The organism is Salimicrobium halophilum, assembly GCF_900100295.1.
GTDB lineage: Bacteria > Bacillota > Bacilli > Bacillales > Halobacillaceae > Salimicrobium > Salimicrobium halophilum.
The window spans coordinates 337,285-361,777 of sequence record NZ_FNEV01000002.1; the positions used below are offsets into that span (position 1 = coordinate 337,285).

A 24,493-nucleotide genomic window follows, 5' to 3' on the forward strand; every position below is an offset into this window, starting at 1 on the left:
GAGAAAACCCTTGAAAAATGAAGCGGTTACATATATTATATAAGTAACTGATATTGTTTGTTTAGTAAACAAACAAATTAAACGAACGAGAAAAGGAGTATGATTATGTCCAAATCACAATTCGGAGTCATAGGTCTGGCGGTCATGGGTAAGAATCTTGCGATGAATGTCGAAAGCCGCGGCTATTCCGTAGCTGTATTCAACCGCACGTATGAGAAAACAGAAGAGTTTCTCAATAATGAAGCGAAGGGTAAGAACTTCACAGGGGCAGAGACGGTCGAAGAATTCGTCAACTCTCTGGAGACCCCGCGTAAAATCATGCTGATGGTCAAAGCAGGACCGGCGACAGACGCTACAATCCAGTCTCTGCTGCCTCACCTGGATAAAGGGGACGTGCTGATCGACGGCGGGAATACCCTTTATGAAGAAACGATGCGCAGGAATGAAGAGCTTGCGGAATCCGGCATTCACTTCATCGGTACCGGCGTTTCTGGCGGAGAAGAAGGAGCATTGAAAGGACCGTCCATCATGCCTGGCGGTCAGAAAGAAGCTTATGAGCTCGTTCGTCCGATTTTTGAAGACATTTCCGCAAAAGTCGACGGCGACTCGTGCACGACGTATATCGGTCCGAACGGGGCTGGGCACTTCGTCAAGATGGTCCATAACGGTATCGAATATGGGGACATGCAGCTGATCTCAGAAGCATATGTATTATTGAAAGATGTGCTTGGAATGGATGCAGATGAGTTACATGAAACGTTCAAAGAGTGGAACGAAGGAGAGCTCGATTCCTACCTTATGGAAATCACTGCGGACATCTTTACGAAAAAGGATGACGATACCGGCAAACCGATGGTCGACGTGATTCTTGATTCTGCTGGTCAGAAGGGAACAGGTAAATGGACGAGCAAGAACGCTTTGGACCTTGGGGTTCCGCTTCCTCTGATTACAGAGTCTGTATTCGCCCGTTTCATCTCTTCTTTGAAAGAAGAGCGCGTAGAAGCAAGCAAAGTATTCTCCGGCCCTGAAATCTCTTATGACGGAGATAGAAAGGAACTCATCGAAGCGATCCGAAAAGCGCTTTACATGAGCAAAATCGCTTCTTACGCTCAAGGATTCGCTCAGATGCGTCAGGCGAGTGAAGAGTACGGTTGGGACTTGAACTACGGAGATATCGCTATGATCTGGAGAGGCGGCTGTATCATCCGTGCCCGTTTCCTGCAGAAGATCAAAGAAGCGTACGACCGTGAACCGGAACTGAACAACCTGCTTCTCGACGAGTATTTCAAAGGTATCGTAGAAGATTATCAGGGTGCGCTTCGTGAAGTCGTAAGTGTCGCTGTGAAAAATGGAATTGCTGTACCGACCTTGCAGAGTGCTATCGCTTATTATGATAGCTACCGTACAGCGGACCTTCCGGCGAACCTGATCCAGGCTCAGCGTGACTACTTCGGTGCACACACGTACAAGCGTAAAGATAAAGAAGGAACGTTCCATACGGAGTGGCTGAAGTAAGATGAAGACATTATATTTTGATTGCTTCTCCGGCATCAGCGGCGACATGACGATCGCCGCTCTCCTCGATGCCGGGGGAGATTTTCATAAATTAGAAGCTGAACTCGCCAAGCTATCATTTGAAGATGAATATGAACTAGGGTATACGAAGGTGAATAAAAATGGAATCATGAGTGGTTTGTTTACAGTTGGTTTGTTGTCTGAACAAACAAATGGAACGTCTAACCACGATCACGAGCATAGTCATGATCATCACCACGGGCATCATCATGAGTACAACCACCATCACCATCATGGCCATAGCCACGGACACGCTCACGGGCATCACCATCATCTTTCGTATAAAGACATCAAAACGATGATCGAAGATTCCCAACTGGCTCCTACGGTAAAAGAGAAAGCGCTTAAAATTTTCGAAATCATCGGCTATGCGGAAGGGAAGATCCACGGCATGGCTCTTGAGGACGTTCATTTCCACGAAGTCGGTGCCGTCGATTCCATCATCGATATCGTAGGAGCGGCTATTCTGATCGAGGATCTGCAGGTAGATCGGATAGTTTCTTCCCCGGTGCCTACCGGATCCGGTCATATTCATATCGACCACGGAACCTATCCGGTTCCGGCCCCGGCGACGCTTGAATGTCTGAAAGGGGTTCCTTTGAAAGAAAGCAGTTTGAAAGCGGAACTGACGACACCTACGGGAGCGGGGATCATCAAAGCTCTCGTCGACGAGTTCCGTACGATACCTCCGATGACCGTCGAAAGAATCGGATACGGAGCAGGTACAAAAACGTTTGAAGACCATCCGAATGTCCTACGTGTCATGATCGGAGATAATTGAGGAGGGAGTAATATGGAAGCAGGACTGTTGGCTGTATTCGCCGTAGGTTTTTTTCTCGGGATCAAGCATGCGATTGAACCGGACCATATCATCGCTGTATCCACCATCGCCAGTGAAAGTGACAAATGGATCCGTTCGTCACTCGCCGGTGTGTATTGGGGTATCGGTCATACGGCGACATTGTTCCTTGTAGGTATAAGTTTTATAGTGATGAAAGGGAGCATTCCCGAAACCTGGGCGATGTCTCTGGAGTTCCTTGTAGGGGTGATGCTCGTTTATCTCGGCATTCAGGCTCTTATCTTTTACAAGAAGCAGAAGGAAGCGAGCGCTCCGCGCAAAAATTCCAAATCGATGTTCATCGGTTTCATCCACGGGCTTGCGGGAAGCGGAGCGATGATCATTGCGACGATGAGCATGGTGGACAGTATCGTACTTGCAGGCGTCTACATTCTCATTTTCGGGGTAGGGACTGTGGTAGGAATGCTTTTGTTCACGACCTTGCTCGGCATCCCTTTTATGCTGACGAAGCACAAAGAGAAGTTGAATCATCGCCTCGTACAAGTCACAGGCGCTGTCAGTCTCGTTTTCGGTGTGTACTACATGTACGGTCTCGGAATTGAGGACGGACTATTTCAGTTATGGTTCTCCTGATTCGGAGCATTAGGAAAAGGAGGGGAAAGGTTATGGGGATTTTACACGATCTCGTCAAAGATATCCCACTTCCGAAGATGGCGAAAGTGGAGCAGAATTTCGACAAAACGGAACTTCAGCATTTTGAACATGAACTGAAACGAAAGCTTGAAGAGGAAGTGGACACTTCGAAAATAGAACCGGGAATGAAGATCGCTGTAGCTGTAGGCAGCCGCGGCATCGACAAGTTGGTGGAAATGACCGAAGGAACTATCCGTTTTTTGAAGGACCTCGGTGCTGAACCTTTCATCGTTCCCAGCATGGGGAGTCACGGCGGGGCTACCGCGGAAGGACAGAAGGAAGTACTTGAACACCTCGGCGTCACGGAAGAAGCCGTAGGGGCGCCGATCCATTCTTCCATGGAAGTCGTGAAAGTGGGAGAACTGGACAAAGGGCTTCCGATTTTCATTGATAAACTGGCTTCTGAATCGGACGGCATCGTCGTGCTGAACCGGGTGAAACCACATACTGCCTTTCGTGGTCCGGTCGAGAGTGGTATTATGAAAATGATATCCATCGGCCTCGGCAAGCAGAGGGGTGCGGAAACGTGTCACCAGCTCGGATTCAAGCACATGCATGAGCATGTCCCGCAGATGGCAGAGATTACGATGAAACGTATGCCTATTCTATTTGCCGTGGCTACGGTGGAGAACGCGTTCGATAAGGTGAAGCGTCTCGAAGTGATGATGCCCGAAGATGTCTACGAAAAAGAGAAAGAGCTGCAACAGCTAGCGAAGGAATCGTTGCCGAAAATTTTCTTCGATCAGATCGATGTCCTTATCATCGATGAAATCGGAAAGAATATAAGCGGAGATGGAATGGACCCGAACATTACGGGACGTTATCCTACCCCTTATGCCCATGGAGGACCGGATGTCACCAAAATGGTGATACTCGATCTGACGAAGGAAACCGGTGGCAATGCCAACGGAGTCGGAACCGCCGACTTCACGACGGAGCGCGTCGTCGATAAGATGGATCGTCATGCCACTTATGCAAACGGTCTCACTTCGACGGTCGTCGGTCCTACCCATATTTCCACAGCGATGGAGAATGACAGGGAAGCGATCCAGGCAGCGATCAAAACGTGTAACATCCTCGATTTCACGAACGTTCGCATGGTCCGTATCAAGAATACGCTCGAGATCGGTGAGATCGAAGTATCGGAAGTGATGCTTCAGGACGTGTCGGACAACGAAGAAACGAAGCAGGTATCTGAACTGTATGACCTTCCCTTCAAGGACGGGAATTTACGGTAAACGGTGGTGGAGGAAATGCAAGAAGGATTAGTGATAGGACTCGATATAGGTACGACAAGCGCAAAAGCCGTCCTTTTCGAAACGAATGGGAAAGTCGTCAAGGAAACGGAAGAGAAGCTCGAGACGCTCCATCCTTTTGATGGTGCAGCAGAGCAGGATCCTATAGATGTAGAGGAGAAGGCGAGACTTGCCCTGACCTCGCTTATGGAAAATATAGATAAGTCGCGTATTCTGGCAGGAGGGTTCTCGGCAGCGATGCACTCCTTCCTATTCGTAGATGGTGAGGAACGACCTCTGTCGCATGCAGCTCTCTGGTCGGATGCGAGGAGTCTGGAAGATGTCGAAGCTTTTCCGATGAAGGAAACGATCTATGAAAAGACAGGAACGCCGATTCACCCGATGACGCCGCTGGTGAAACTATTCCACCATAAGCGGGCGGAGACGGAAGCGTATAGAAAAGCGAAAGGCGTTCGTTCCCTGAAAGAATATATCATTTACAGCTGGTTCGGAGATAAGGTTACGGATTATTCGATGGCTTCTGCGACGGGGATGTATAATATCCAGGAAAGTGACTGGGATGAACAGGCGCTTGGAATCGCCGGGATCGACAAAGGGATGCTAAACCCGATTGCAGCTCCGGATACGAAACTGTCTCTGATCAATACGGAGATCGCCGGAGAGGTCGGGTTGCCGGAAGGGGTTCCTTTTTACCTCGGCGCCTGTGACGGGCAGCTCGCCAACCTTGGGGATGGGGCGATTGCGCCGGGAGAAGTCGCGATTTCCGCAGGTACGAGTGGAGCGATCCGCCAGTTCGCGAAGAATCCTTCTATCGATAAAGACAGGGAAACGTTCACGTATGCATTTGAGAAGGACTCTTTCATCGTCGGCGGTCCTACGAACAACGGCGGAATCATTTTGCAGTGGATCAAAGAAGTGATGGGCTTCCAGGGTACGACAACCGAACTCACAGCTCTTGCTGAAGACGTAGCACCAGGAGCGGATGGTGTACTGTTCATCCCCCATGTGAATGGGGAGCGTTCTCCAGTCTGGGACCAGGGAGCTCGCGGAAGTTTTCACAACTTATCCATTCAGCACAAGCAACCTCATTTCGTAAGAGCTTGTCTTGAAGGTATCGCGTTTAACCTGTATCACATCGGCCAATCGGTGGAGCGGATGGCCGGGGAGCCGAAGCGGATCCGAATGAACGGAGGGCTTTCGAAATCCCGTCTGTTCGTTCAGATACTCGCCGATGTTTTCGGCCATGACGTAGAGCTTTCTGAGACCCACCACAGTGCCGCCTGGGGAGCTGCGTGGACGGCTCTTGTCGGTGCCGGCTATGCGGAATCCTATGAAGCGATACGTGAATACTCCCCTGTAAGTGAAGTGATCAACTATGATAGGGATAGACATGAAGTCTATCAAAACGTATTCAAAAAGTATCATCGACTCGTCCAGAGAGGATGATTGGGATGGATGACATACTACAAGCGCTTGAGGCGGGAGAACTCTCAGCAGAACAAGCGAAAGTAAAACTTACGAGCTACGATAATCTCGGGTTTGCGAAAGTCGATCGGCAACGACAAGAGCGGACAGGCTTCCCGGAAGTCGTGTACGGAGAAGGGAAAACCGCTGATGAAATCATCCGTATTTTCCGATCTCTGAAAGAACATTCAGAAGTATTGCTCGCGACCAGAATCGACGAAGAAAAGGGGCGGAAGATCGTCGAGGTACACGACGACTGCACGTTCGACGAGCGATCAGGAACGGTTTATAAAAAGAAGCCACTAGAAGACACCGAGCATTATATCGCGGTCGTCTGTGCCGGAACGTCTGATTTAGCGGTAGCAGAAGAAGCCGCGATTACGGCTGAAGTATTCGGTGTAAGAGTCGAGCGCGTATATGACGTAGGCGTAGCCGGGTTGCACAGGTTACTTGGAGAAATCGAAAGAATACGAGCCGCTCGCGTGTCGATCGTAGTCGCCGGAATGGAAGGGGCCCTGCCGAGTGTCGTCGGAGGACTTGTTGCTCATCCGGTGCTCGCGGTGCCGACGAGTGTCGGATACGGCGCGAACTTCGGAGGTGTCTCTGCCTTACTTTCGATGCTCAATTCCTGCTCTTCGGGCATCAGTGTCGTGAACATTGATAACGGTTTCGGAGCAGCGTATAATGCAGTCATGATTGAAAAAATGGCGGGTAGCTGATCATCTTGGGTAAGAAAGGAGCTCTGTAAATCATGAAAGCCGAGGACGAGTACCATATCGATGATAAAATGATGAAAATCGAAGTCAACCTCGATGATACTCCCGGTGAATGGCTCGGCTTCGTGATGGAGGAGCTTTTCGACAAGGGGGCGAACGATGTCTATTATACGCCGATCTATATGAAGAAGAATCGGCCGGGCGTTCTCTTACAGGTCTTATGTAGCGAGGAAGAACTTGATATAATGAAGGAAGTGATTCTTCGGGAAACGACGACGCTTGGGATCCGCTATCATCCGCTGACGGTAGAACGATCCGAGAGAAAGTTCAAAACGGTGGAAACGAAATTCGGTCCCGTGCCAGTGAAAGTCGGCCTGAAGAACGGAGAAGTTTTTCAACTGGCTCCTGAATACGAAGAATGCAGAACGATAGCGAAGAAGGAAAAGGTTCCTCTCAAAGTGGTGTATCAGGAAGTGTGGAAATCGATAGAGTCCTATGAAGGAGGAGAAGAGTATGAGTAAGAACGAACAATTAGGGACGCTGCTCAGAAGTATGGAAAAAGTGGTCGTCGCTTTCTCAGGCGGGGTCGACAGCAGCTTTCTTCTGAAACGGGCACAAGATGAGCTCGGCTCTGACAACGTGCTTGCAGTAGTGGTCGCATCGGAGTTGTTCCGTCAGGAGGAGTTCGATGGTGCCGTCCGTCTCGCAGAAGAAATGGGCGTGCCGGTCCACCGCGTCAGTATGCGCGAACTCGAAGATGAGAACATCGTGAATAACACACCGGAGAGCTGGTATTACAGTAAGAAAATGCTGTATAAAGCATTGAACGAAACAGCGGAAACATTCGGATTCTCGTACGTCTTAGATGGAATGATCAAAGACGACGAAGATGACTTCCGCCCTGGTATGAGGGCACGTACGGAAGCCGGAGTGAGAAGTCCTATCCAGGAAGTCGGCATGTACAAACAGGAAATCCGTGAATTATCCAAAGCGCTGGACATTCCTGTCTGGGATAAACCGGCATCCTGTTCCCTCGCTTCCCGGATCCCCTACGGCACGCCGATCGATCGTCAGAAGATCACCCAGGTCGACCAGGCAGAGCGTTTCATCCAAAGTCTCGGCTTCAAAATCGTACGCGTCCGTCACCACGGGGAACTCGCGCGTGTCGAAGTCCGTCCGGTCGAAATGTTGTCTCTGATGCAGAAGAAGGATCAGGTGCTCATGAAGCTTCGGTCGCTCGGGTTTTCCTATATTTCCATCGATCTTGACGGCTACCGCACAGGCAGCATGAACGAAGTGTTAGAAGACAAGAAGAATACGACGAGTGTCGGATAATCAGGTCGGGTCTCCCGTCCTGATTTTTTTCGTCTGTCTGTGTTAGAATAAACGGAATAGAAGAAATTCTTGGCGAAAAGCCTTTAGCAATTTTTCGAACAAAAAAAGGAGGGGAGCGTCGTGGCTTTTGTCATCACGAGTCCATGCATGAGCGAGAAATCCGGAGAGTGTGTGGATGTATGTCCGGTGGATTGCATCGAAGAAGGGGAAGATCAGTTTTACATAAATCCGAATACGTGCATCGACTGCGGAATGTGTGTCATGCAGTGTCCGGTGGCGGCGATCGTGGAAGAATTCGATCTCACCCCCGGAGACGAAGAGTATTTGAAGAAAGCGGAACAATTTTTTGAGAACAGGTAGGAGGAGATAGCTATGTCCATCAGAATCGAAAAGGCAGAAAGCTTAAAACAGAAACCGGAATCGAAAAAGATCCCGTTCGGACAGGTGTTTACAGATCATATGTTTGTAATGGACTACGAAGAAGGGCAAGGATGGTATGATCCTCGCATCGTTCCTTATGCACCGATCACCCTCGATCCGGCGGCAATGATCTTCCACTACGGACAAACAGTTTTTGAAGGGTTGAAAGCGTACCGCACGAAAGATGGGGGAACGCTTCTGTTCCGCCCGGATAAAAACATGCAGCGCCTGAATAAATCGAACCGCAGGATGAGTATCCCTGAAATCGATGAAGAGGAAGTGCTCGGTTATATCAAGCAGCTCGTGGAGATTGAGAAAGACTGGGTGCCGGAGTTTGAAGGGACCTCTCTGTACATTCGTCCATTCATTATTTCGACAGAACCGAATCTGGCAGTAGCACCTTCGAAAACGTACAAACTGATGGTCATTCTTTCCCCGGTAGGTCCTTATTTTGCCGGAGGCATGAAGCCTGTACGGATCAAAGTAGAAGATGAATTCACGCGCGCGGTGAAAGGCGGAACCGGTGCTGCGAAGACGGCCGGGAACTATTCCGCGGCCTACCGCGCCCAGGCGAACGCGAAGCAGGAAGGTCATGCCGATGTCCTTTGGCTCGATGGTGTAGAAAAGCGTTACATCGAAGAAGTCGGAAGCATGAACATCTTTTTCAAAATCGACGGGAAAGTGGTCACTCCGGCCCTCAGCGGGAGTATACTGGAAGGGGTGACGCGTATGTCGGTCCTCGAGCTTCTGAAGGATTGGGACATTCCGGTGGAAGAGAGAAAGATCTCCGTAGCGGAATTGTATCAGTACTACGAAGAAGGGAAGCTTGAAGAAGCATTCGGAGCAGGAACGGCTGCTGTCATTTCTCCGGTGGGACGCCTTGACTGGCTGGGGAATACGATGACCATCAATGATGAAGAAGTCGGACCGCTCGCGAAACGTTTGTACGATGAAATAACGGGAATTCAATTAGGAGAGAGAGAAGATACTAAGGGATGGAGTGTGAACGTGTAATCACTTCTCATTCAGAAAGGGGAGTCCCATGCCTACGAACGATGAACGACTGTTTGCGATGCTCATTTATTTGATCAGTCTGTTTTTCCCCGTCCTCGGTCCATTGATCATCTGGCTGATCAAGCGGGAAGAATCTCCATTCGTCGATTACCACGGCAAAGAGTACCTGAATTTCTTCCTGTCGTATACGATCTATACAATCATCAGCGGTATTCTCGTACTGTTGTTGGTGGGGATTATTCTGCTGATTGTTGTCGGTATCGCCGCTTTCATTTTTACGATTATTGCTATGGTGAAAGCTTATGGTGGAGAAGAGTATCGTTTTCCATTAGTGATCCATTTCATAAAATAAGTTAGTAAACCCGGAGTTCATCTCCGGGATTTTTTTGTGCAATTTCCTGTGTTGTCCCTAGTTTCAGGAGATTTGCGGTACGTTCACGATTTGAAAAGGAAGCTTGAGTGGTTCGTTTCTATTGCATGGAACCGTTCGTGAATGGTTTAGCCTGATGAGCGATTTGTAACTATTTTTGCGGTACATTCGTGTGTTGGTGGATTCACTCAACGGTTCGTTTCCGCTGTGGGACCAATTCATCTGGAGAAAAAAAGGTGTCTCCACTTTTCTTTTAAGGGCTAGCTGCAAAGGCCAGAAACTCCTTAATACTGAAGTTTCTAATCGGGCCTTCTCCACTTTTCATGTCTAGTTGTAACACCTAGCCCTTAGCGACATAAGTGAAAACCAACCATAAAGAAGAAATACGTTTCTTTAGGTTGATTTTCACTTATGCGAGAAGGGCTGAGCAAGGTGTCTCCACTTTTTTTTAAGGGTTTTCCCTGATAGCGTTTTCATGAAATCGAGATTATAATAAAGGGTGTACGATACTTAAGGAGGGATTTGGATGCGTTTGAAGGACAAGGTAGCTGTCGTGACAGGTGGAAGCAGCGGAATCGGGGAACATACGGTTCGGCTTTTCGTAGAAGAAGGCGCAAAAGTCGTGATCTCTGACGTCAATGATGAAAAGGGGCAGGCTCTGGCTAAGGAACTCGGCGATGCGACGGTATATCAGCATGCGGATGTAGCAAAAGAAGAGGATGTCGAAAAGCTGATCCAAAAAGCGGTCGATCAATTCGGGAAACTTGATATTCTATTCAGTAACGCAGGGATTGGATCCCTTTCTCCTACGCATGAGCTTTCTGCTGAAGACTGGAAGCAGGTGCTTTCGATCAACCTGGACGGAGTTTTTTACGGGGCGAAACACGCGGTGAAAGCGATGAAAGAAAGCGGAGGAGGCAGTATCATCAATACCGCTTCCATTCTTGGACATGTCGGACAGGCGCAGACAAGTCCTTATTCCGCTTCCAAAGGTGCGGTCGTGAACCTGACGAGAACCCTTGGAATCGAATATGCTCAGGAACATATCCGGGTGAACGCTGTATGTCCTGGTTATATCGAAACCCCGCTTCTTGAACAGCTGGATGATGAGATGAAACAGCACCTGATCAGCCTGCATCCGATCGGTCGTCTTGGTCGTTCAGAGGAGGTGGCGAAAGCAGTGCTTTTCCTTGCGTCGGATGATGCGAGCTTCGTCACGGGTACAAGCCTTCTCGTTGATGGTGGATATACCGCCCGATAAATAAAGACGCTCCGGTACGGACCGGGGCGTCATTTCTGTTTAAGCAGCTGCTTCGTCTTTTGGATGTAGGCGATAGCCAAGTAGCCGAGGCTGAGAACGAGCAGAATGCTGATCGCGAGCCACATAAAGTTAAGTACTTGCGGGACGAATGTTGCAATGAGACCGAAAAGGATGGCCGCAATCATAAAAGCCGTAACGAATCGAATCACCATACCGGACTCCCCCTAAATTCGTTTGAATCCTTCCTGCTCCAAAAAGTCGCTCGCTTCGTCATAGGTACGGAACGAGCCCTCAAGACGGTCGCCTCCGTAGACGTTGAATCCGTCATCTTCTTTCATGAGAACGAGCAGCTCTTCGCCGTCGTTTTCCCATTCTTCGAGGAGCGGATCTCGCTCAGCATCGGTCATGGATAAAGAATCGATTGCGTCCTGTACAATTTCCTTCAGTTCCTCTTCAGAGAAATCACGGATATTGACCATACCGCGGTCATCCGTTTCCACATCTCCGATCATGCCGGCGTATACATAGCCGTTTCCGTTCGGATGCAGGTGATAGACGACATTCTTCTTATCATATAAACTCTCTTCATAGTGATAGTTGACTCGTCCGAGAGATATTTCTTTCTTCTCGAGTTCTGTGAACGTATCGAGAATGTTCTGTTTTTCTTCAAAGGATAGCATATAATCCCTCCATTCCGTACGAATTATAGCACAAATATGAGTGATTAACTACGGGGTGAAGCGGAAGAACACATCGTCCTCCTCCTCAGGATTGCCGCGCCCGTCACGGTTACTGGTAATTCCGTGCCCGTACCCCTCTGTGAAGAGGATATCACGGATGCGTCCATATTCCTCAGAAAGAACGTTGATCTCGAGGGACTCTGGTTCCACTTCAAGAAGTCGCTCTCCTCTGAGAGCCGCGACGTATAACTTGCCTTCAAAAGCATCTATTCCGGAAGGAGCCCACGTATCGTTGCCGGTATGATAAAAAGGAGTTACCATCCCTTCCGCCTGTTCGTCTCCTTCGATGACGGGCCAGCCGTAGTTTTTACCGGGTTCGATGATATTGATTTCGTCTTTCGCACTCTCCCCGTGTTCAGTACTGTACATCGTACCGTCTTCGGTCCACGTGATGCCCTGCGGGTTGCGATGGCCATACGAGTAGACATACGACTCTTCAAACGGATTATCCTCAGGGACGCTACCATCGATATTCATACGAAGAATCTTTCCGGCGAGGCTTTCTTTATCCTGGGCACATTCCGGATCAGCTGCATCTCCGGTAGTGATGAAAAGATGGCCTTCCGGACCCTGCTCCAGTCTCCCCCCGTTATGGATCCGTGCCCCTGGAATTTCATCGATGATGACTTCCGACTCCGTCCAGGTATCATCCGTTTTGGTTATTTTCGAAACACGGTTCCGCGGTCCATCCCCCGCATTGTAGGAATAATAAATATACCCTTGATCAGCATCGAGGAGAGAGAAACCTAATAGCCCTGCTTCTCCGCGAGTATAGAGGGGAGCGGAAAGCTCGAGGGTCTGTTCTGTGATCTCGCCTGCATCACTGACAAGGAACAGTTTTCCCGCCCGTTCCGTTATATAGAAATCGTCTCCGGATGCTGCGATGGACCAGGGCGTATTGAAATTCGTCGCAAGTATGCCCTGTTCCAGAGGTTCAGCATTTTCCTTTTCCGCGGTGGAAGAAGTGGGTTCCTGTTCACCCGAACTGCAAGCGGCTATGAATATAAATAGAAAGAAAATGATGGATCTCATGGCGCTCTCCTTTTTCACGTAACATAGCAGATATTATCTGTAATGTAAACGATTTCGCCCGACTGTGAACCGATTCGGTTGCTGAACACTCTCATAATGCGTATCATGTAAAAGGATATCTAACAGAAAGGAGGGAGGAATCTATGATGTACTGGTGGGAACGTATGATGGCGACGGACCCTGGTCGGAAACGTTTTCGACAGGCGGGAAAGGCTAGCTTGAGCCTCATGACTTCCGTGTTCGCGACGATGCTCATTCTTACTTTCGTTGGAAAAGAACCGCTGCTACCTTCGATACTAGCAGGAATGGTCGGGATGATGGGCATTATGGTAGTGATGGATGATACGGAAAAAGAGAAGAAACAGACGACCCTTCTCCTTCCACTATCGGCGGCTTCCGGTATTACATTCGGTTCCCTGCTTGCGGAGAACGTGTTTCTTGTAAGTGGGCTTATGATTCTCGTAACGGCCAGCGCGTTTTATTTTTCAAGATATGGCACCCGCTATTTCTCCCTCGGCATGATCGGTTTTCTTACTACGTATCTGGCATCCTTTCTCGGGTTGCCGGTTCAGGAATTCCTCTGGTTTTACATGGCTATCTTCATAGGAATGATCAGTGCGTATTCCTATAATTTTCTTCTTTTCAAAGATTCGGCTCGTATGCTGAACCACAGCATGCGCTCTTTCCATCGTCAGGCGAATTTGACTTTCGACCTGCTGGAGGAAGTAATACGGGATGAGAACCTTCTCGAGGAGAAGAAAGCGATCCTCGATCAAAACTCCAGGAAACTCCGGGAGTACGCGAGCAGTGTCGCGACAGATGTGAAGGCACAGGAGATCCAGGAGCTGTGGCCGGGGCTGTCGACGGCGCAGGTACGGCTGTATCTTTTCGATGCGGCGATGCTAGTCACCACCTTGTCGGACAGCCTGCAGCGGCTCAAGGAAGATCGTGCTTTTGAAAATGGACGGATCCGGAGGCTGTTGATCGATGTGCTGGACCATCTTCGGAAAGCGGAAGTGTTGAAGCATTCCTACGACGCTTATGACCTTGAGAAAGCGAACGACACCCTCGAAGAATTGCGCGGGGTCATTGATGATCTGTTTCATAGTCAGGTAGACAGGCCGGGAGGATGGCTCTATCTCCTGCGTCGTATAGAAGCGATCGCCGGCCACGTGACCGAAGGCGCCATGGAGATCCGGCAGTCGATGTACAGGGATCGACATATAGAGGATCAGGAAGAAGAGGAAGAAGCTGAAGAGGTAGAAGAAGGGATGAAACCTTCTACGAAAAAAGCGATCCAGGCTTTGATCGCAGGGTCGATCGCAATTGTCGTAGGCCATTGGATTTCCCCGATCCAGCCATACTGGGTGATACTGACGACGTTCATCGTCCAGATCGGTACGGATACAGTAGGCCGGACGTACCTGAAAGGGCTGGAAAGATCGATAGGTACGGTGATCGGAGCGATTTTCGGATTCGGGTTGGCTACCGCCGTATCAGGATACGCCATTCTTGAACTGATTCTTATCTTTTTCGTCATTTTCTGTGCGTTCTATATGCTCAGCGTGTCCTATACGATCATGAGTGTATTCATTACGATGCTGATCGCTTTCATGTATGACCTCATTCTCGGGGGAATTACGTATGAACTGCTGGCAGCACGGGTCATTGATACGATTGCCGGTGCGATCATCGCTCTTACTGTCGTGTCCTTCATTTATCCGACAAAAACGATGAACAAAGTGACGACTACGTTCGAAGAATACCTCGAAGAACTCGAATCCTATGTGACGGATTACCTGAAAGGGTTCCGCGGCAAAGGAGTCAAAGACCTGGCGGAGAATGCCTTCGACCTTGATGAAAAGCTTCAGCTTATGGAAGACGAGGCTAAACCGGTGCTTCAGGGGCCGGGCATCCGTAAGTATTCAGGCTTGCCACGATGGATGACGATTTTTACGGCTATCAATTATTATGCGAAGCAGCTCGTCGCCTCCTCGTATCAGAAAGAATTCTCCTATGATGATACGGTGAGGGTAGAGCTCGAGCGAACGGAAGAAAAAATAGCACAGAATCTCCGTATTCTGCGTGAAAGTATGAAAGAGAAGAAAAAAGCTGGTGCGCTGCACGATCTGAAAAGAGAACGGGATATTATCGAGACACATGCGCCTGCGTCATCCGAGGCGAGAGGAGATCTAATTCATCATCTTCATTATGTGTGGAAGATCAATCAGTCTCTTCTCGTTCTGGGGGCCAGGCTTCATCTGGACGAAAAAGAATCCCGAGACGACGTTTTGTAGTCGTTTCGGGATTCTTTTTGTTTCTAAGCGGGAAGTTTTCACATCTTACTCTTCATAATCTAGTTGCGTTACCCAGAAACCGGAGCCATAAGTAGCTCGGATCAGAGAAAGGAAAGTGCGCCTTTCATCTGACCGAGCTACTTATGACTAAGGTTTCTAAGCGGGGTAACTCCACTTTTTATTTCATAATCCAGCTCTGCCATCCAGAAGCCCGTGTCATAAGCAGTGATTTCTTTTTCAGGAAAGGGCACCTGAAAAGAGAAACCCCTGCTTATGCCAGACCTTCTAAGCGGGATGGCTCCGCCTCTTATTTCTGCATAGGACGGACCATGACTTCATTGACATCTACATAGTCCGGTTGGGTTACGGCGTAGGTGACGGCTTTGGCTATGTCTTCGGCGTTCAGTGTTTGTGTGCTTCGGCCCTTGAACATGTCGAGTACGTCTCCATCTGTAATGTGGTCGGTCAGTTCGGTGTCTACTGCTCCTGGGGAGATGTTCGTCACTCTGACGCCGGTGCTGGAGAGTTCTTTCTCCATGCCCATGGACAACGCACGTACTGCATATTTCGTTGCACTGTAGACGGCGCTTGAAGGGAAGACTTCGTGTCCTGCTACGGAGGATATGTTGATGACATGACCGGATTCCTGTTCGATCATCGTCGGCAGCGATGCATGGATTCCGAATAGTACCCCTTTGATGTTGACATCGACCATCTGCTCCCATTCATCGACGTGGTCGTTTTTAAGGAAAGATAGAAGCATGACGCCGGCGTTGTTAACGAAAATATCAACGCTTCCGAACGCTTCTTTCGTTTCTTTCACCAGGTTCTCCAGGTCTTCTTTCTTCGTTACATCCGTTTCTATCACTTTTGTATCTACGCTATAATCTTTCTTGACCTCATCGGAAAGCTCTTTCAATTTTTCTGAGCGGCGAGCGGCCAGTACGACATTCGCCCCATGGCTAGCCAGATGATGGGCAATCGCTTTTCCTATGCCACTGCTGGCTCCTGTAATGATTGCGGTTTTATTTTGCAATGTTTCCATGAAGAATCCCTCCTTGAAGTGTATGCCTTATCTTTTGCAGGCAAAGGTTATATACCCGTTCCACTCCTTGAATAATCAAACGATCTTGAAAATGAGCGGGTTCGTTCTGCTGAAAAGCGTCGAAATCCCTCCTTGATTTTTCCTGTGAAAGCGATTACGATATATTTATACATAAGGTCATCTGATGACCGGAGGAGATAAAAGATGGAATACAAACAAATACGAACGAAGAAAATTTATGAACAAGTAGCTGATTCCTTAATAGAGATGATCAAGAACGGCGATCTTTCTCCCGGGGATAAACTGGAGTCCGTCGAAACATTGGCAAGAAACTTCGACGTCGGACGCTCTGCTATAAGAGAAGCGCTCAGTGGGCTCAGGTCCATGGGATTACTTGAAATGAAGCAGGGAGAGGGGACATATGTGAAAGAATTCGAAGCTTCGAAGTTCACACTCCCTGTCCCTTCCGCTTTCCTTATGAATATCAAAGATGTGAAAGAGCTGTATCAGGTCAGAAAGATGCTCGAAGTGGGAACCGCAGGGCTTGCAGCCGAACACCACGATGACGAAGATCTCGAAGCGATTCATTCGGCCCTTCAGGCGATGAAGAAAGCAGATAAGGAAGAACTTGCTGAGAAAGCGGACCATGATTTCCATATGGCGATCGTCAAAGCTACGCATAATGATATGCTTACCTATCTTATGGGGAGTGTATCCGAAATCATGGCAGAGACGATCCGTGACACGAGAAGAGTGCTTCTCTACACAGAAGAGAAAGCTCATGATCTTTTTTCAGAACATGAGAAGATTTATAACGCCATAAAGAATAACAATTCCGATTTGGCAGAAAAAGCGATGTACACGCACCTCGCCGCGGTAGAGATGCTTCTGTTTCAGCATTTGGAAAAGTAAAAGGGGGAGAGAAATATGAAAGTCTCTTTGTTTATCACTTGTCTGAGTGACTTGATTACACCGAAAGTCGGGCAGCATACGGTGGAACTTTTAGAAAAAGCAGGCTGTGACGTGGATTTTCCGGAATCACAGACTTGTTGCGGCCAGCCGGCTTTCAACAGCGGCTATCTGCAGGAAGCGAAACAGGCGATGAAACAGACGATCCGTGCTTTTCAGCATGCTGATTATGTCGTCGGTCCATCCGGCTCCTGTGTCGGGATGCTCAAAGAGTACCCGAAAGCGTTTGAAGAAGAGAGGGCCTGGTACGTGGAAGCGAAGAAGCTTGCAGCTAAATCCTATGAGGTTACGGACTTCCTCGTCAATGTTCTGAACGTGACGGACACAGGCTCCACCTTCAAAGGAACCGTAACCTATCATCCGTCCTGCCACATGACGAGAGTGCTCGGCGTGAAAGAAGCTCCGAGAAAATTGCTTGAGAACGTCAAAGGAGCCGAAGTGATCGATTTACCGGAAGCTGAGGACTGCTGTGGGTTCGGAGGTACCTTTGCCGTGAAGAACTCCGTAATTTCAGGGGAGATGGTGAAAGAAAAGTCACGTCACGTAAGCGAAACGAAAGCGGAATATCTTGTCGGCGGCGACATGGGCTGTCTGTTGAATATTGAAGGACGAATGAGACGCGAGGGCAAGAACGTAAAAGTCGTGCATATCACGGAAATACTTAACGCTCAGGAGGGATGAAGAGATGGCTATCAGAATCGGAGATCAACCGTATGAAGGGCGAGTAAAAGCCGGTGTAGATAATACGTTTATGCGGGAAGCCGTTTCGTCAGCGCAAGGGAGATTCAGAAGCGGAAAACAGAAATCCTCGGAAGAACTCGGGAACTGGGAAGACTGGCGCACACTCGGGGAAGAAATCAGATCCCACACGCTTGAAAACATCGATTACTACCTGCACCAGTTAAGTGACAAAGTGGAGGAACGTGGAGGTCACGTATATTTCGCCGAAACGGCGGAAGAAGCGAATACGTATATTCAAGGTATCGTAAAAAAGAAGAATGCGAAAAAGGTCGTGAAATCGAAGTCGATGGTCACCGAAGAAATAGGGCTGAATGAAGCGCTTGAAGAAGCAGGGACGGAAATCGTGGAAACAGACCTCGGAGAATGGATCCTGCAGATGGATGAAGATCCTCCTTCGCACATCGTGACGCCAGCCCTTCATAAAAACAAAGAACAGATCCGTGATTCGTTCCGTGATAAAAAGGGCTACGAAAAGACAGATAAACCGGAGGAACTTGCTGCCTTCGCAAGACAAGAGCTTCGTAAGGACTTCTTGTCTGCAGATGTGGGAATCACCGGATGCAATTTTGCTGTCGCAGAATCGGGCGCCGTAACCCTGGTTACGAATGAGGGGAACGCCAGGCTCGTGACGTCTCTCCCTGACACGCAAGTATCTGTAATGGGAATGGAGCGTCTCGTCCCGACGTGGGAGGACCTTGAAGTGCTGGTCGGTCTTTTGACGAGGTCGGCAGTAGGCCAGAATCTCACGAGCTATGTAACGTCCATTATCGGTAGCAAGCTTGAAGAAGAAGTGGACGGTCCTGAAGAGTATCATTTGGTGATCGTCGACAATGGTCGTTCTAAAATTCTCGGGACTGAATTCCAATCTGCGCTTCACTGTATCCGCTGTGCCGCCTGCATCAATGTCTGTCCCGTATACAGGCACGTGGGTGGCCATGCCTATGGTTCTGTATATCCAGGACCGATCGGAGCTGTGCTTACACCTTTACTGGATGGATATGAAGATCATAAAGAGTTGCCCTATGCTTCTTCTCTTTGTGCAGCTTGCACAGAAGCATGTCCGGTGAAGATACCGCTTCATGAACACCTTATCCGGCATCGGCAGATCATTGTCGAAGAGGAGAAGAAGTCGCCGCAAACAGAGAAAATCATGATGAAAGGTTTTGCGAAATGGGCATCGAGCCCGGCGGCTTATAAACTCAGCGAAAAAATGGCGCGTACCTCTTTGAAACCGTGGACGAAAGAGGAGACGATCGAGAAGGGGCCGGGTCCTCTCAAAGGATGGACGGATGTCCGGGATTTTCCTGCGCCGGCGGAGCAAAGCTTCCGGAAATGGTTCAAAGACCGGAAGAAAGGAGAGGATTCCTGATGACCATCAAGAATCGTGATTCGTTCCTCAACAATCTTGCAGCGAACCTTGGACGACCGAGACGGACGGAGTCGGTGGAGAGACCGGCGTATAGCGTATCACCACAAAAGGAAGCGTGGAAAGACGCAACGTCTGAAGAATTGCTGGAGGTATTCAAAGAGCAGTCCATCAAAATGAGTGCCGAAGTAGAAGAAACGACCGAAGAGAACCTTCCTTCGCTTATAAGAGATCTCATTGTACGGGAGGGCAATTCTGTCATTGCGGCAGGTGGAGAGCGGAATGACCTTTACGGGTTGACGGAAATGTACGAAGAACTCGAGAGCAGGATTGGGGAGGTCCATATCTATGATTCGGCCTTAGGTAAAGAGAATCAGGTGATTGCCGAAAGAGCAGATGTAGGAGTGACATTCAGCGATGTGACCCTTGCAGAATCAGGGACGGTCACACTTTTCAATGATAAGGACAATGGCCGATCCATCAGTCTCCTGCCGAAAACGTATATCGCTATTGTTCCGGAAAGTACGATTGTGCCACGGATGACTCAGTCGATGCAGGTTCTGCGTGAGAAGGAAAAAAGTGAAACAGAAAAGACGCCGTCCTGTGTAAGCTTCATTACAGGGCCGAGTAACAGTGCGGATATCGAAATGATCAAAATCGTCGGCGTGCATGGCCCTGTGAAAGCCATTTATGTAATCGTCCGCGATTCTTAGCACACATGAAAAAGCCCTGAGGGGGAACTCAGGGCTTTTTCGTACGTTTTCCAGATATAAATGAAATTAATCTTCCAATACAGGGTAGACTCCGTTTTCATCGTGCGTTTCCTGTCCAGTAATCGGTGGGTTGAAGACGCATACCATACGCATATCTTCTCCTTCATAGGCACGAAGCAGATGCTCGTCGTGTTCATCAAGGATGTAGATTTCGTCCTTCTTGATCGGATGGATCTTTCCGTCTTTTACTGTTTCGACTTCACCTGCACCCTGGATGCAGTACACGGCTTCCAGGTGATTCTGATACCAGATGTGTGTTTCCGTACCTGCTTTGATGATTGTATCGTGCACGGAGTAGCCCATGCCGTCTTTTTTCAATACAAGACGACGGGACTCCCATGTGTCTGCTTTCACTTCTTGGTCTGTTCCTAAAATGTCTTCTAGTTTGATTACTTTCATGTCCTGAAATTCCTCCTGTTTAGTTGGTTACCGGTTCGTTTTTAGCTACTGCAGCTTTGACGGATTCTTCGATAACATCGAACCCGCGTTCAAGCGTTTCGTTATCCATGTTGATGGCAGGGAACAGTTTGAATACTTCATCATCCGCTCCTGCAGTCTCCATAATCAGTCCACGCTTGAATGCCTCTGCCGCTACATCTTCCGCAATACCTTCAACACCGCAGGAAATTCCCTGCATCAGACCGCGACCTTTTACGTATCCGTCGAGTTCCGGATAGTCTTTTACGATACGATTCAGATAGGAAGTGACTTTTTCGATCTTTTCATGGATCGCTTTCTCGAATGCCGGGTCGTCCCAATATTTCAGAGCTTCTGTCGCAGTGACGAAGGCATGGTTATTCCCGCGGAACGTACCATTATGCTCCCCTGGTGCCCAAATATCATACTCAGGCTTGATCAATGTGATCGCAAATGGAGAGCCGTATCCTCCGATGGACTTGGACATACACACGATATCCGGTTTGATACCTGCTGGTTCGAAGCTGAAGAACGTACCTGTACGTCCGACACCTGCCTGAACGTCATCGATGATCAACAGAATGTCAAAGCGATTGCACAGTTCTTCGAGGCGTTTCAACCATTTATTCGAAGCCCAGTTCAATCCACCTTCACCCTGTACCGTTTCAAGGATGACAGCCGCCGGTACTTCTACACCGCTTCCTCCGTCTTCAAGGTAATGTTCCAGATAGTCGAGAGAATCTGTCGTATCATCCATGTAACGGTCATATGGCATAGTCACTGCGTTGTGAAGCGGGATACCGGCACCTTTACGTTTGAACGCATTACCGGTTACAGATAATGAACCGATAGTCATGCCGTGGAATCCGTTTGTAAACGTGATGACTTCTGTACGTCCCGTCACTTTACGAGCCAGTTTCAGGGCGCTCTCTACCGTATTCGTTCCGGTAGGTCCCGGGAACATCACTTTATAGTCAAGATCGCGAGGCTTCAGAATTACGTCGTTGAACGTTGTAAGGAATTCCTGTTTTGGAGTCGTCGCCTTGTCGAGGCTGTGGGTAATGCCATCGCTCATAATATAGTCTACAAGCTTCTGCTTCATATTCGGATCATTATGACCGTAGTTAAGCGCTCCAGCACCACAGAAGAAGTCGATATACTCTTTTCCTTCTTTGTCCCACATAATAGATCCTTTCGCTTTTGTGAAGACAGTAGGGAAACTGCGGCAATACGAACGTACCTCAGATTCCAGGTTTTCAAATACTTTAAGATCTTTATTCATCAATGAATCCTCCTTATTTTTTGTCGAATGGTCCAATTCGGAACGTCAATTCTTCTTCGTGTTCATCTCCGGGGAATAATTCTTTGTTGAAGCATGGGGATACGGTGCATGTTGTATCATTCTTCGCAGCGAATCCTTTGAACAAGGCGCTCGATGCATCGTTTGAAGGGGTCACAGTAGCTTCGAGGTAGCGGACTTCATCTGTAATCGTACGGTCTGTCAGTTCTTTCAGAAGTCCCGTAGCGATACCCTTGCCGCGTTGATTCTCATCGATGCCGATCTGCCATACAAAGATGACGTCCGGTTTTTCCGGGGGTACGAACGCGGTCACAAATCCGACAAGTTCACCGTTTTCTTTCGCTGTAACGCACGTTTCTGGGAAAAATTCGCACATCATTATATATTTGTAAGGGGAATTTTGATCGAGGGTAGATTCATTGACTAACTCCCACATTGCAGCTCCGTCCTCGACAGTTGGCTTGTCATAGACGATCTCAGCCGTTGTAGCTGTTTTCATTAGAATAATTGGCCTCCTTTGGCGATCACTTCATACAATTTTTTGTGTGCTCTCGTAACGAACACGTTTATAATGTTAGGCAGTTTTCGGAAATATATCAAATGAGCTTAAACGTGATGAGCAAAGATTAGGTTGTAAAGCACTACATCCTTTTTAATTAGTTATTAGCTTCTTTTAAATTGCTTATGTATAGTACGCTTTTCACCGGAATCCTTCAGAAATGCTGTTTGATTTTTCTGACAGGACGTGTTAAACACGCGCGTATGGGGCATATAAGTGAATAAGAACCAAAAAAAAGGAGATGAGACCAATGGGATTTTTGGATAATCTTATGGGGAATGCCGCTGAGGTCGATTTGTCGAAACTGGAGAAGGAACTCGAAGATATACTGATTGAAGGGGAGAAAGTGGATCGTGGATATAATGTCTTCAGGGATATGTTCCTGTTTACGGATAAACGTCTGCTTCTTGTCGACAAGCAGGGAGTGACCGGGAAGAAGGTCGAATACCACTCCATCCCCTATAAAAGCATCACCCATTTCAGTGTCGAAACAGCGGGAACATTCGACATGGACTCGGAGCTCAAAATCTGGCTGAGCGGAACTTCAGAACCTATTTATAAACAGTTCAAGAAAGGTAACAGTATAGCTGACGTCCATAAGGCACTTGCTACGTACACTTTATAGTAGAAACTCGGAAACCCCCGGTATCATCCGGGTGTTTCTGTTTTCCTGAGAGATAATATAGTAGAAAGTCGGTAATAATATGTAGGAAGTCTATGTATGATAGGAAGATAAAAGATAAATATGACCGGGTCGTCTAGAGGGGAAAAGGGATACTTTTCCTTTTTTCAATAGGCTGTGATCCCCTCACGAAAGCAGTGAACACACCTTCACTTTAAGATAAAAAAGAAAAAAAGAAAAAGCGCTTTTCCGCTTTAAACCATGCATATCAACGTTGGAAGCGCTTCCTTGTATTTTGACTTTTTGAAGTGTTCTGAAAAATTACAAAATATCTGTTGACCTTTGCTCTAAAGCATATTAAAGTAATCATCAATAAACATTTCGTTCTCGTCGGAGCGGGGCGAATTGTTTTGGAAAAGACCTCTTTTCTTGGCCCTGAAATAACTATTCTTTAATAGTGATCAGGGTCCCCTTTTAAAAATTGGTTATACTGACAAACATCTATATATAATGGATAAAATATTAGACAGAAAGGAGTGCTAAGGATGAGCAGCCAATGGATATTTTTGAGCGGTGAATTCGTAACGAAACAGGAGGCAGCAATCTCCGTCTACGACCACGGCTTTCTATATGGAGACGGGGTGTTCGAAGGTATTCGTGCTTACGAAGGGAACATCTTCAAGCTCGATGAACACCTCGACCGGTTATATGACTCTGCTAAATCAGTCATGCTCGATATTCCATACGACAAGGAGGAATTGGAGCAGATTATTGCAGAAACGATCCGTAAGAATGAATTAGAATCCGCTTATATCCGTGTAGTCGTTTCCCGCGGCGTCGGAGATCTCGGACTGAACCCGGTTTCTTGCAGTGAGCCGCGTCTGGTTGTCATTGCTGAGGCACTTTCCTTATTTCCGAAGGAGCTTTATGAAAGAGGGGTCCGCCTCGCTTCTGTAGCAAGTCGTAGAAACAGACCGGACGTTTTGTCGCCACAGGTGAAATCACTGAACTATCTCAATAACATTCTCGTAAAACTTGAAGCGAACCAGGCTGGTGTAGACGAAGCACTGATGCTCAATGATCAGGGATATGTAACGGAAGGTTCAGCGGATAACGTATTCATCGTGAAGAATGGCAAGATTTATACGCCGCCGGTTTACCTCGGAGCCTTAGAAGGCATTACGAGGAACGCCATCATCGATATAGCCAGGGAACTGGATTATGAGATGGTGGAACAACCGTTTACACGCCACGACGTGTATGTGGCAGATGAAGTCTTCCTCACAGGAACCGCCGCTGAAGTGATCGCGGCAGTCGAAGTGGATAAACGGATGATCGGTGACGGAAAGCCCGGCACGATCACGAATCATCTGCTATCTGAATTCCGTAAAATAACGACGACGGATGGATACACTGTATATCCATCCAGTGATGAAGTGCAAGTAGGATAACTATACCAAGAACACGATGATGGGAAGAAAGGTTTAAGGAAGCGTATTTTCAGAGAGTCAGGGTTGCTGGAAGCCTGGCATTACGTCTTAATCCGACATCGTCCCTGAGTGCTCACACTGAACGGTAAACCCAGTAGGTGGAGCCGGGTGCAGGTCACCCGTTACCAAAAGGAGCAGAACGTTTGCTCTGTGAGGCAAAGCAGCCGCTTTGCGAACAAGGGTGGTACCGTGGAAAGCATAACCTTTTCGCCCCTTTTTCCGAAATGACTCCAGGCGTT

At 48.2% G+C, this 24,493-nt stretch carries 26 protein-coding genes; 19 read left to right on the plus strand and 7 right to left on the minus strand.

Annotated features, from left to right (window positions below; all coding sequences use genetic code 11):
* Positions 1-105 precede the first annotated feature (105 nt).
* From gndA to BLQ44_RS05315, 12 genes are all read left to right on the plus strand, one after another.
* Positions 106-1,515 (plus strand): NADP-dependent phosphogluconate dehydrogenase, encoded by a 1,410-nt coding sequence (gene gndA, locus BLQ44_RS05260; RefSeq protein ID WP_093192782.1) that lies wholly within the window; start codon positions 106-108, stop codon positions 1,513-1,515.
* Between the two features lies 1 nt (position 1,516).
* Positions 1,517-2,356 carry a nickel pincer cofactor biosynthesis protein LarC gene (gene larC, locus BLQ44_RS05265; RefSeq protein ID WP_093192784.1) on the plus strand — a complete coding sequence of 280 codons (840 nt, stop codon included), beginning with the start codon at positions 1,517-1,519 and terminating at the stop codon, positions 2,354-2,356.
* 12 nt (positions 2,357-2,368) lie between these two features.
* On the plus strand, positions 2,369-3,007 hold the full coding sequence (locus BLQ44_RS05270) for a HupE/UreJ family protein (protein WP_093192786.1): 639 nt from the start codon (positions 2,369-2,371) through the stop codon (positions 3,005-3,007).
* Positions 3,008-3,039: 32 nt separating this feature from the next.
* On the plus strand, positions 3,040-4,305 hold the full coding sequence (locus tag BLQ44_RS05275; protein WP_093192788.1) for a nickel pincer cofactor-dependent isomerase, group 22: 1,266 nt from the start codon (positions 3,040-3,042) through the stop codon (positions 4,303-4,305).
* A 15-nt stretch (positions 4,306-4,320) separates the two neighbouring features.
* Positions 4,321-5,769, plus strand: coding sequence for a gluconokinase (locus tag BLQ44_RS05280; RefSeq protein ID WP_093192790.1), 1,449 nt, complete (start codon positions 4,321-4,323; stop codon positions 5,767-5,769).
* Between the two features lie 5 nt (positions 5,770-5,774).
* Positions 5,775-6,506 carry a nickel pincer cofactor biosynthesis protein LarB gene (larB, locus tag BLQ44_RS05285; RefSeq protein WP_407690366.1) on the plus strand — a complete coding sequence of 244 codons (732 nt, stop codon included), beginning with the start codon at positions 5,775-5,777 and terminating at the stop codon, positions 6,504-6,506.
* A gap of 32 nt (positions 6,507-6,538) precedes the next feature.
* Positions 6,539-7,024, plus strand: coding sequence for a nickel pincer cofactor biosynthesis protein LarC2 (larC2, locus tag BLQ44_RS05290; protein WP_093192794.1), 486 nt, complete (start codon positions 6,539-6,541; stop codon positions 7,022-7,024).
* Positions 7,017-7,838, plus strand: a complete 822-nt coding sequence (gene larE, locus BLQ44_RS05295; RefSeq protein ID WP_245688100.1) for an ATP-dependent sacrificial sulfur transferase LarE — start codon at positions 7,017-7,019, stop codon at positions 7,836-7,838. Before larC2 ends, larE begins: the two co-directional genes overlap by 8 nt.
* Positions 7,839-7,958: 120 nt before the next feature.
* Positions 7,959-8,198, plus strand: a complete 240-nt coding sequence (locus BLQ44_RS05300; protein WP_093192798.1) for an indolepyruvate ferredoxin oxidoreductase subunit alpha — start codon at positions 7,959-7,961, stop codon at positions 8,196-8,198.
* Between the two features lie 12 nt (positions 8,199-8,210).
* Positions 8,211-9,272, plus strand: coding sequence for a branched-chain amino acid aminotransferase (locus BLQ44_RS05305; protein ID WP_093192800.1), 1,062 nt, complete (start codon positions 8,211-8,213; stop codon positions 9,270-9,272).
* 28 nt (positions 9,273-9,300) lie between these two features.
* Positions 9,301-9,624, plus strand: coding sequence for a DUF4870 domain-containing protein (locus tag BLQ44_RS05310; RefSeq protein WP_093192802.1), 324 nt, complete (start codon positions 9,301-9,303; stop codon positions 9,622-9,624).
* A gap of 544 nt (positions 9,625-10,168) precedes the next feature.
* A complete protein-coding gene (locus BLQ44_RS05315; RefSeq protein ID WP_093192804.1) occupies positions 10,169-10,903 on the plus strand; it encodes an SDR family NAD(P)-dependent oxidoreductase in 735 nt (244 codons plus the stop codon).
* A 29-nt stretch (positions 10,904-10,932) separates the two neighbouring features.
* On the opposite strand, the gene BLQ44_RS05320 is transcribed toward BLQ44_RS05315, so the two are convergent.
* From BLQ44_RS05320 to BLQ44_RS05330, 3 genes are read right to left on the minus strand one after another with little or no spacing between them, the layout of a single operon-like run.
* Positions 10,933-11,115: a hypothetical protein gene (locus BLQ44_RS05320; protein ID WP_093192806.1), complete on the minus strand. Its 183-nt coding sequence runs from the start codon at positions 11,113-11,115 to the stop codon at positions 10,933-10,935.
* A gap of 12 nt (positions 11,116-11,127) precedes the next feature.
* Complete coding sequence (locus tag BLQ44_RS05325; protein WP_093192808.1) at positions 11,128-11,583, minus strand: hypothetical protein; 456 nt, start codon at positions 11,581-11,583, stop codon at positions 11,128-11,130.
* Between the two features lie 48 nt (positions 11,584-11,631).
* Entirely contained in the window at positions 11,632-12,675 is a 1,044-nt protein-coding gene (locus BLQ44_RS05330) for a PQQ-dependent sugar dehydrogenase (protein ID WP_093192810.1), read from the minus strand.
* 143 nt (positions 12,676-12,818) lie between these two features.
* On the opposite strand from BLQ44_RS05330, the gene BLQ44_RS05335 reads away from it, so the two are divergent.
* Positions 12,819-14,972, plus strand: a complete 2,154-nt coding sequence (locus BLQ44_RS05335; RefSeq protein WP_093192812.1) for an FUSC family protein — start codon at positions 12,819-12,821, stop codon at positions 14,970-14,972.
* 307 nt (positions 14,973-15,279) lie between these two features.
* On the opposite strand, the gene BLQ44_RS05340 is transcribed toward BLQ44_RS05335, so the two are convergent.
* Positions 15,280-16,017, minus strand: a complete 738-nt coding sequence (locus BLQ44_RS05340) for an SDR family oxidoreductase (protein ID WP_093192814.1) — start codon at positions 16,015-16,017, stop codon at positions 15,280-15,282.
* 204 nt (positions 16,018-16,221) lie between these two features.
* Between BLQ44_RS05340 and BLQ44_RS05345 the strand changes: the two genes are divergently transcribed.
* Genes BLQ44_RS05345 through BLQ44_RS05360 form a run of 4 tightly spaced genes read left to right on the plus strand, consistent with a single transcriptional unit; the run spans position 16,222 to position 19,806 of the window.
* Positions 16,222-16,929 (plus strand): FadR/GntR family transcriptional regulator, encoded by a 708-nt coding sequence (locus BLQ44_RS05345; protein WP_093192816.1) that lies wholly within the window; start codon positions 16,222-16,224, stop codon positions 16,927-16,929.
* Between the two features lie 15 nt (positions 16,930-16,944).
* Positions 16,945-17,667 carry a (Fe-S)-binding protein gene (locus BLQ44_RS05350; protein WP_093192818.1) on the plus strand — a complete coding sequence of 241 codons (723 nt, stop codon included), beginning with the start codon at positions 16,945-16,947 and terminating at the stop codon, positions 17,665-17,667.
* A gap of 4 nt (positions 17,668-17,671) precedes the next feature.
* On the plus strand, positions 17,672-19,096 hold the full coding sequence (locus BLQ44_RS05355; protein ID WP_093192820.1) for a LutB/LldF family L-lactate oxidation iron-sulfur protein: 1,425 nt from the start codon (positions 17,672-17,674) through the stop codon (positions 19,094-19,096).
* Positions 19,096-19,806 carry a LutC/YkgG family protein gene (locus BLQ44_RS05360; protein ID WP_093192822.1) on the plus strand — a complete coding sequence of 237 codons (711 nt, stop codon included), beginning with the start codon at positions 19,096-19,098 and terminating at the stop codon, positions 19,804-19,806. The genes BLQ44_RS05355 and BLQ44_RS05360 overlap by 1 nt, the downstream gene beginning before the upstream one ends.
* A gap of 66 nt (positions 19,807-19,872) precedes the next feature.
* On the opposite strand, the gene BLQ44_RS05365 is transcribed toward BLQ44_RS05360, so the two are convergent.
* Genes BLQ44_RS05365 through ectA form a run of 3 tightly spaced genes read right to left on the minus strand, consistent with a single transcriptional unit; the run spans position 19,873 to position 22,082 of the window.
* Positions 19,873-20,265: an ectoine synthase gene (locus BLQ44_RS05365; protein WP_093192824.1), complete on the minus strand. Its 393-nt coding sequence runs from the start codon at positions 20,263-20,265 to the stop codon at positions 19,873-19,875.
* A 19-nt stretch (positions 20,266-20,284) separates the two neighbouring features.
* On the minus strand, positions 20,285-21,565 hold the full coding sequence (ectB, locus tag BLQ44_RS05370) for a diaminobutyrate--2-oxoglutarate transaminase (RefSeq protein ID WP_093192826.1): 1,281 nt from the start codon (positions 21,563-21,565) through the stop codon (positions 20,285-20,287).
* A gap of 13 nt (positions 21,566-21,578) precedes the next feature.
* Positions 21,579-22,082 carry a diaminobutyrate acetyltransferase gene (gene ectA, locus BLQ44_RS05375; RefSeq protein WP_093192828.1) on the minus strand — a complete coding sequence of 168 codons (504 nt, stop codon included), beginning with the start codon at positions 22,080-22,082 and terminating at the stop codon, positions 21,579-21,581.
* A 310-nt stretch (positions 22,083-22,392) separates the two neighbouring features.
* On the opposite strand from ectA, the gene BLQ44_RS05380 reads away from it, so the two are divergent.
* Positions 22,393-22,767: a PH domain-containing protein gene (locus tag BLQ44_RS05380; protein ID WP_093192829.1), complete on the plus strand. Its 375-nt coding sequence runs from the start codon at positions 22,393-22,395 to the stop codon at positions 22,765-22,767.
* Positions 22,768-23,309: 542 nt separating this feature from the next.
* A complete protein-coding gene (gene ilvE / locus BLQ44_RS05385; RefSeq protein ID WP_093192831.1) occupies positions 23,310-24,215 on the plus strand; it encodes a branched-chain-amino-acid transaminase in 906 nt (301 codons plus the stop codon).
* Positions 24,216-24,493 lie beyond the last annotated feature (278 nt).

Excerpts from the sequence above, each read along its gene's own strand:
- ectA (WP_093192828.1), bottom strand. The coding sequence starts at position 22,082 with ATGAAAACAGCTACAACGGCTGAGATCGTCTATGACAAGCCAACTGTC.
- BLQ44_RS05360 (WP_093192822.1), top strand. The coding sequence starts at position 19,096 with ATGACCATCAAGAATCGTGATTCGTTCCTCAACAATCTTGCAGCGAAC.
- BLQ44_RS05320 (WP_093192806.1), bottom strand. The coding sequence starts at position 11,115 with ATGGTGATTCGATTCGTTACGGCTTTTATGATTGCGGCCATCCTTTTC.
- BLQ44_RS05310 (WP_093192802.1), top strand. The coding sequence starts at position 9,301 with ATGCCTACGAACGATGAACGACTGTTTGCGATGCTCATTTATTTGATC.
- BLQ44_RS05350 (WP_093192818.1), top strand. The coding sequence starts at position 16,945 with ATGAAAGTCTCTTTGTTTATCACTTGTCTGAGTGACTTGATTACACCG.
- larC2 (WP_093192794.1), top strand. The coding sequence starts at position 6,539 with ATGAAAGCCGAGGACGAGTACCATATCGATGATAAAATGATGAAAATC.
- larC (WP_093192784.1), top strand. The coding sequence starts at position 1,517 with ATGAAGACATTATATTTTGATTGCTTCTCCGGCATCAGCGGCGACATG.
- BLQ44_RS05355 (WP_093192820.1), top strand. The coding sequence starts at position 17,672 with ATGGCTATCAGAATCGGAGATCAACCGTATGAAGGGCGAGTAAAAGCC.
- BLQ44_RS05305 (WP_093192800.1), top strand. The coding sequence starts at position 8,211 with ATGTCCATCAGAATCGAAAAGGCAGAAAGCTTAAAACAGAAACCGGAA.
- BLQ44_RS05270 (WP_093192786.1), top strand. The coding sequence starts at position 2,369 with ATGGAAGCAGGACTGTTGGCTGTATTCGCCGTAGGTTTTTTTCTCGGG.
- BLQ44_RS05365 (WP_093192824.1), bottom strand. The coding sequence starts at position 20,265 with ATGAAAGTAATCAAACTAGAAGACATTTTAGGAACAGACCAAGAAGTG.
- BLQ44_RS05380 (WP_093192829.1), top strand. The coding sequence starts at position 22,393 with ATGGGATTTTTGGATAATCTTATGGGGAATGCCGCTGAGGTCGATTTG.
- gndA (WP_093192782.1), top strand. The coding sequence starts at position 106 with ATGTCCAAATCACAATTCGGAGTCATAGGTCTGGCGGTCATGGGTAAG.
- larE (WP_245688100.1), top strand. The coding sequence starts at position 7,017 with ATGAGTAAGAACGAACAATTAGGGACGCTGCTCAGAAGTATGGAAAAA.
- larB (WP_407690366.1), top strand. The coding sequence starts at position 5,775 with ATGGATGACATACTACAAGCGCTTGAGGCGGGAGAACTCTCAGCAGAA.
- BLQ44_RS05315 (WP_093192804.1), top strand. The coding sequence starts at position 10,169 with ATGCGTTTGAAGGACAAGGTAGCTGTCGTGACAGGTGGAAGCAGCGGA.
- BLQ44_RS05275 (WP_093192788.1), top strand. The coding sequence starts at position 3,040 with ATGGGGATTTTACACGATCTCGTCAAAGATATCCCACTTCCGAAGATG.
- BLQ44_RS05325 (WP_093192808.1), bottom strand. The coding sequence starts at position 11,583 with ATGCTATCCTTTGAAGAAAAACAGAACATTCTCGATACGTTCACAGAA.
- BLQ44_RS05340 (WP_093192814.1), bottom strand. The coding sequence starts at position 16,017 with ATGGAAACATTGCAAAATAAAACCGCAATCATTACAGGAGCCAGCAGT.
- BLQ44_RS05280 (WP_093192790.1), top strand. The coding sequence starts at position 4,321 with ATGCAAGAAGGATTAGTGATAGGACTCGATATAGGTACGACAAGCGCA.
- BLQ44_RS05335 (WP_093192812.1), top strand. The coding sequence starts at position 12,819 with ATGATGTACTGGTGGGAACGTATGATGGCGACGGACCCTGGTCGGAAA.
- BLQ44_RS05345 (WP_093192816.1), top strand. The coding sequence starts at position 16,222 with ATGGAATACAAACAAATACGAACGAAGAAAATTTATGAACAAGTAGCT.
- ilvE (WP_093192831.1), top strand. The coding sequence starts at position 23,310 with ATGAGCAGCCAATGGATATTTTTGAGCGGTGAATTCGTAACGAAACAG.
- ectB (WP_093192826.1), bottom strand. The coding sequence starts at position 21,565 with ATGAATAAAGATCTTAAAGTATTTGAAAACCTGGAATCTGAGGTACGT.
- BLQ44_RS05330 (WP_093192810.1), bottom strand. The coding sequence starts at position 12,675 with ATGAGATCCATCATTTTCTTTCTATTTATATTCATAGCCGCTTGCAGT.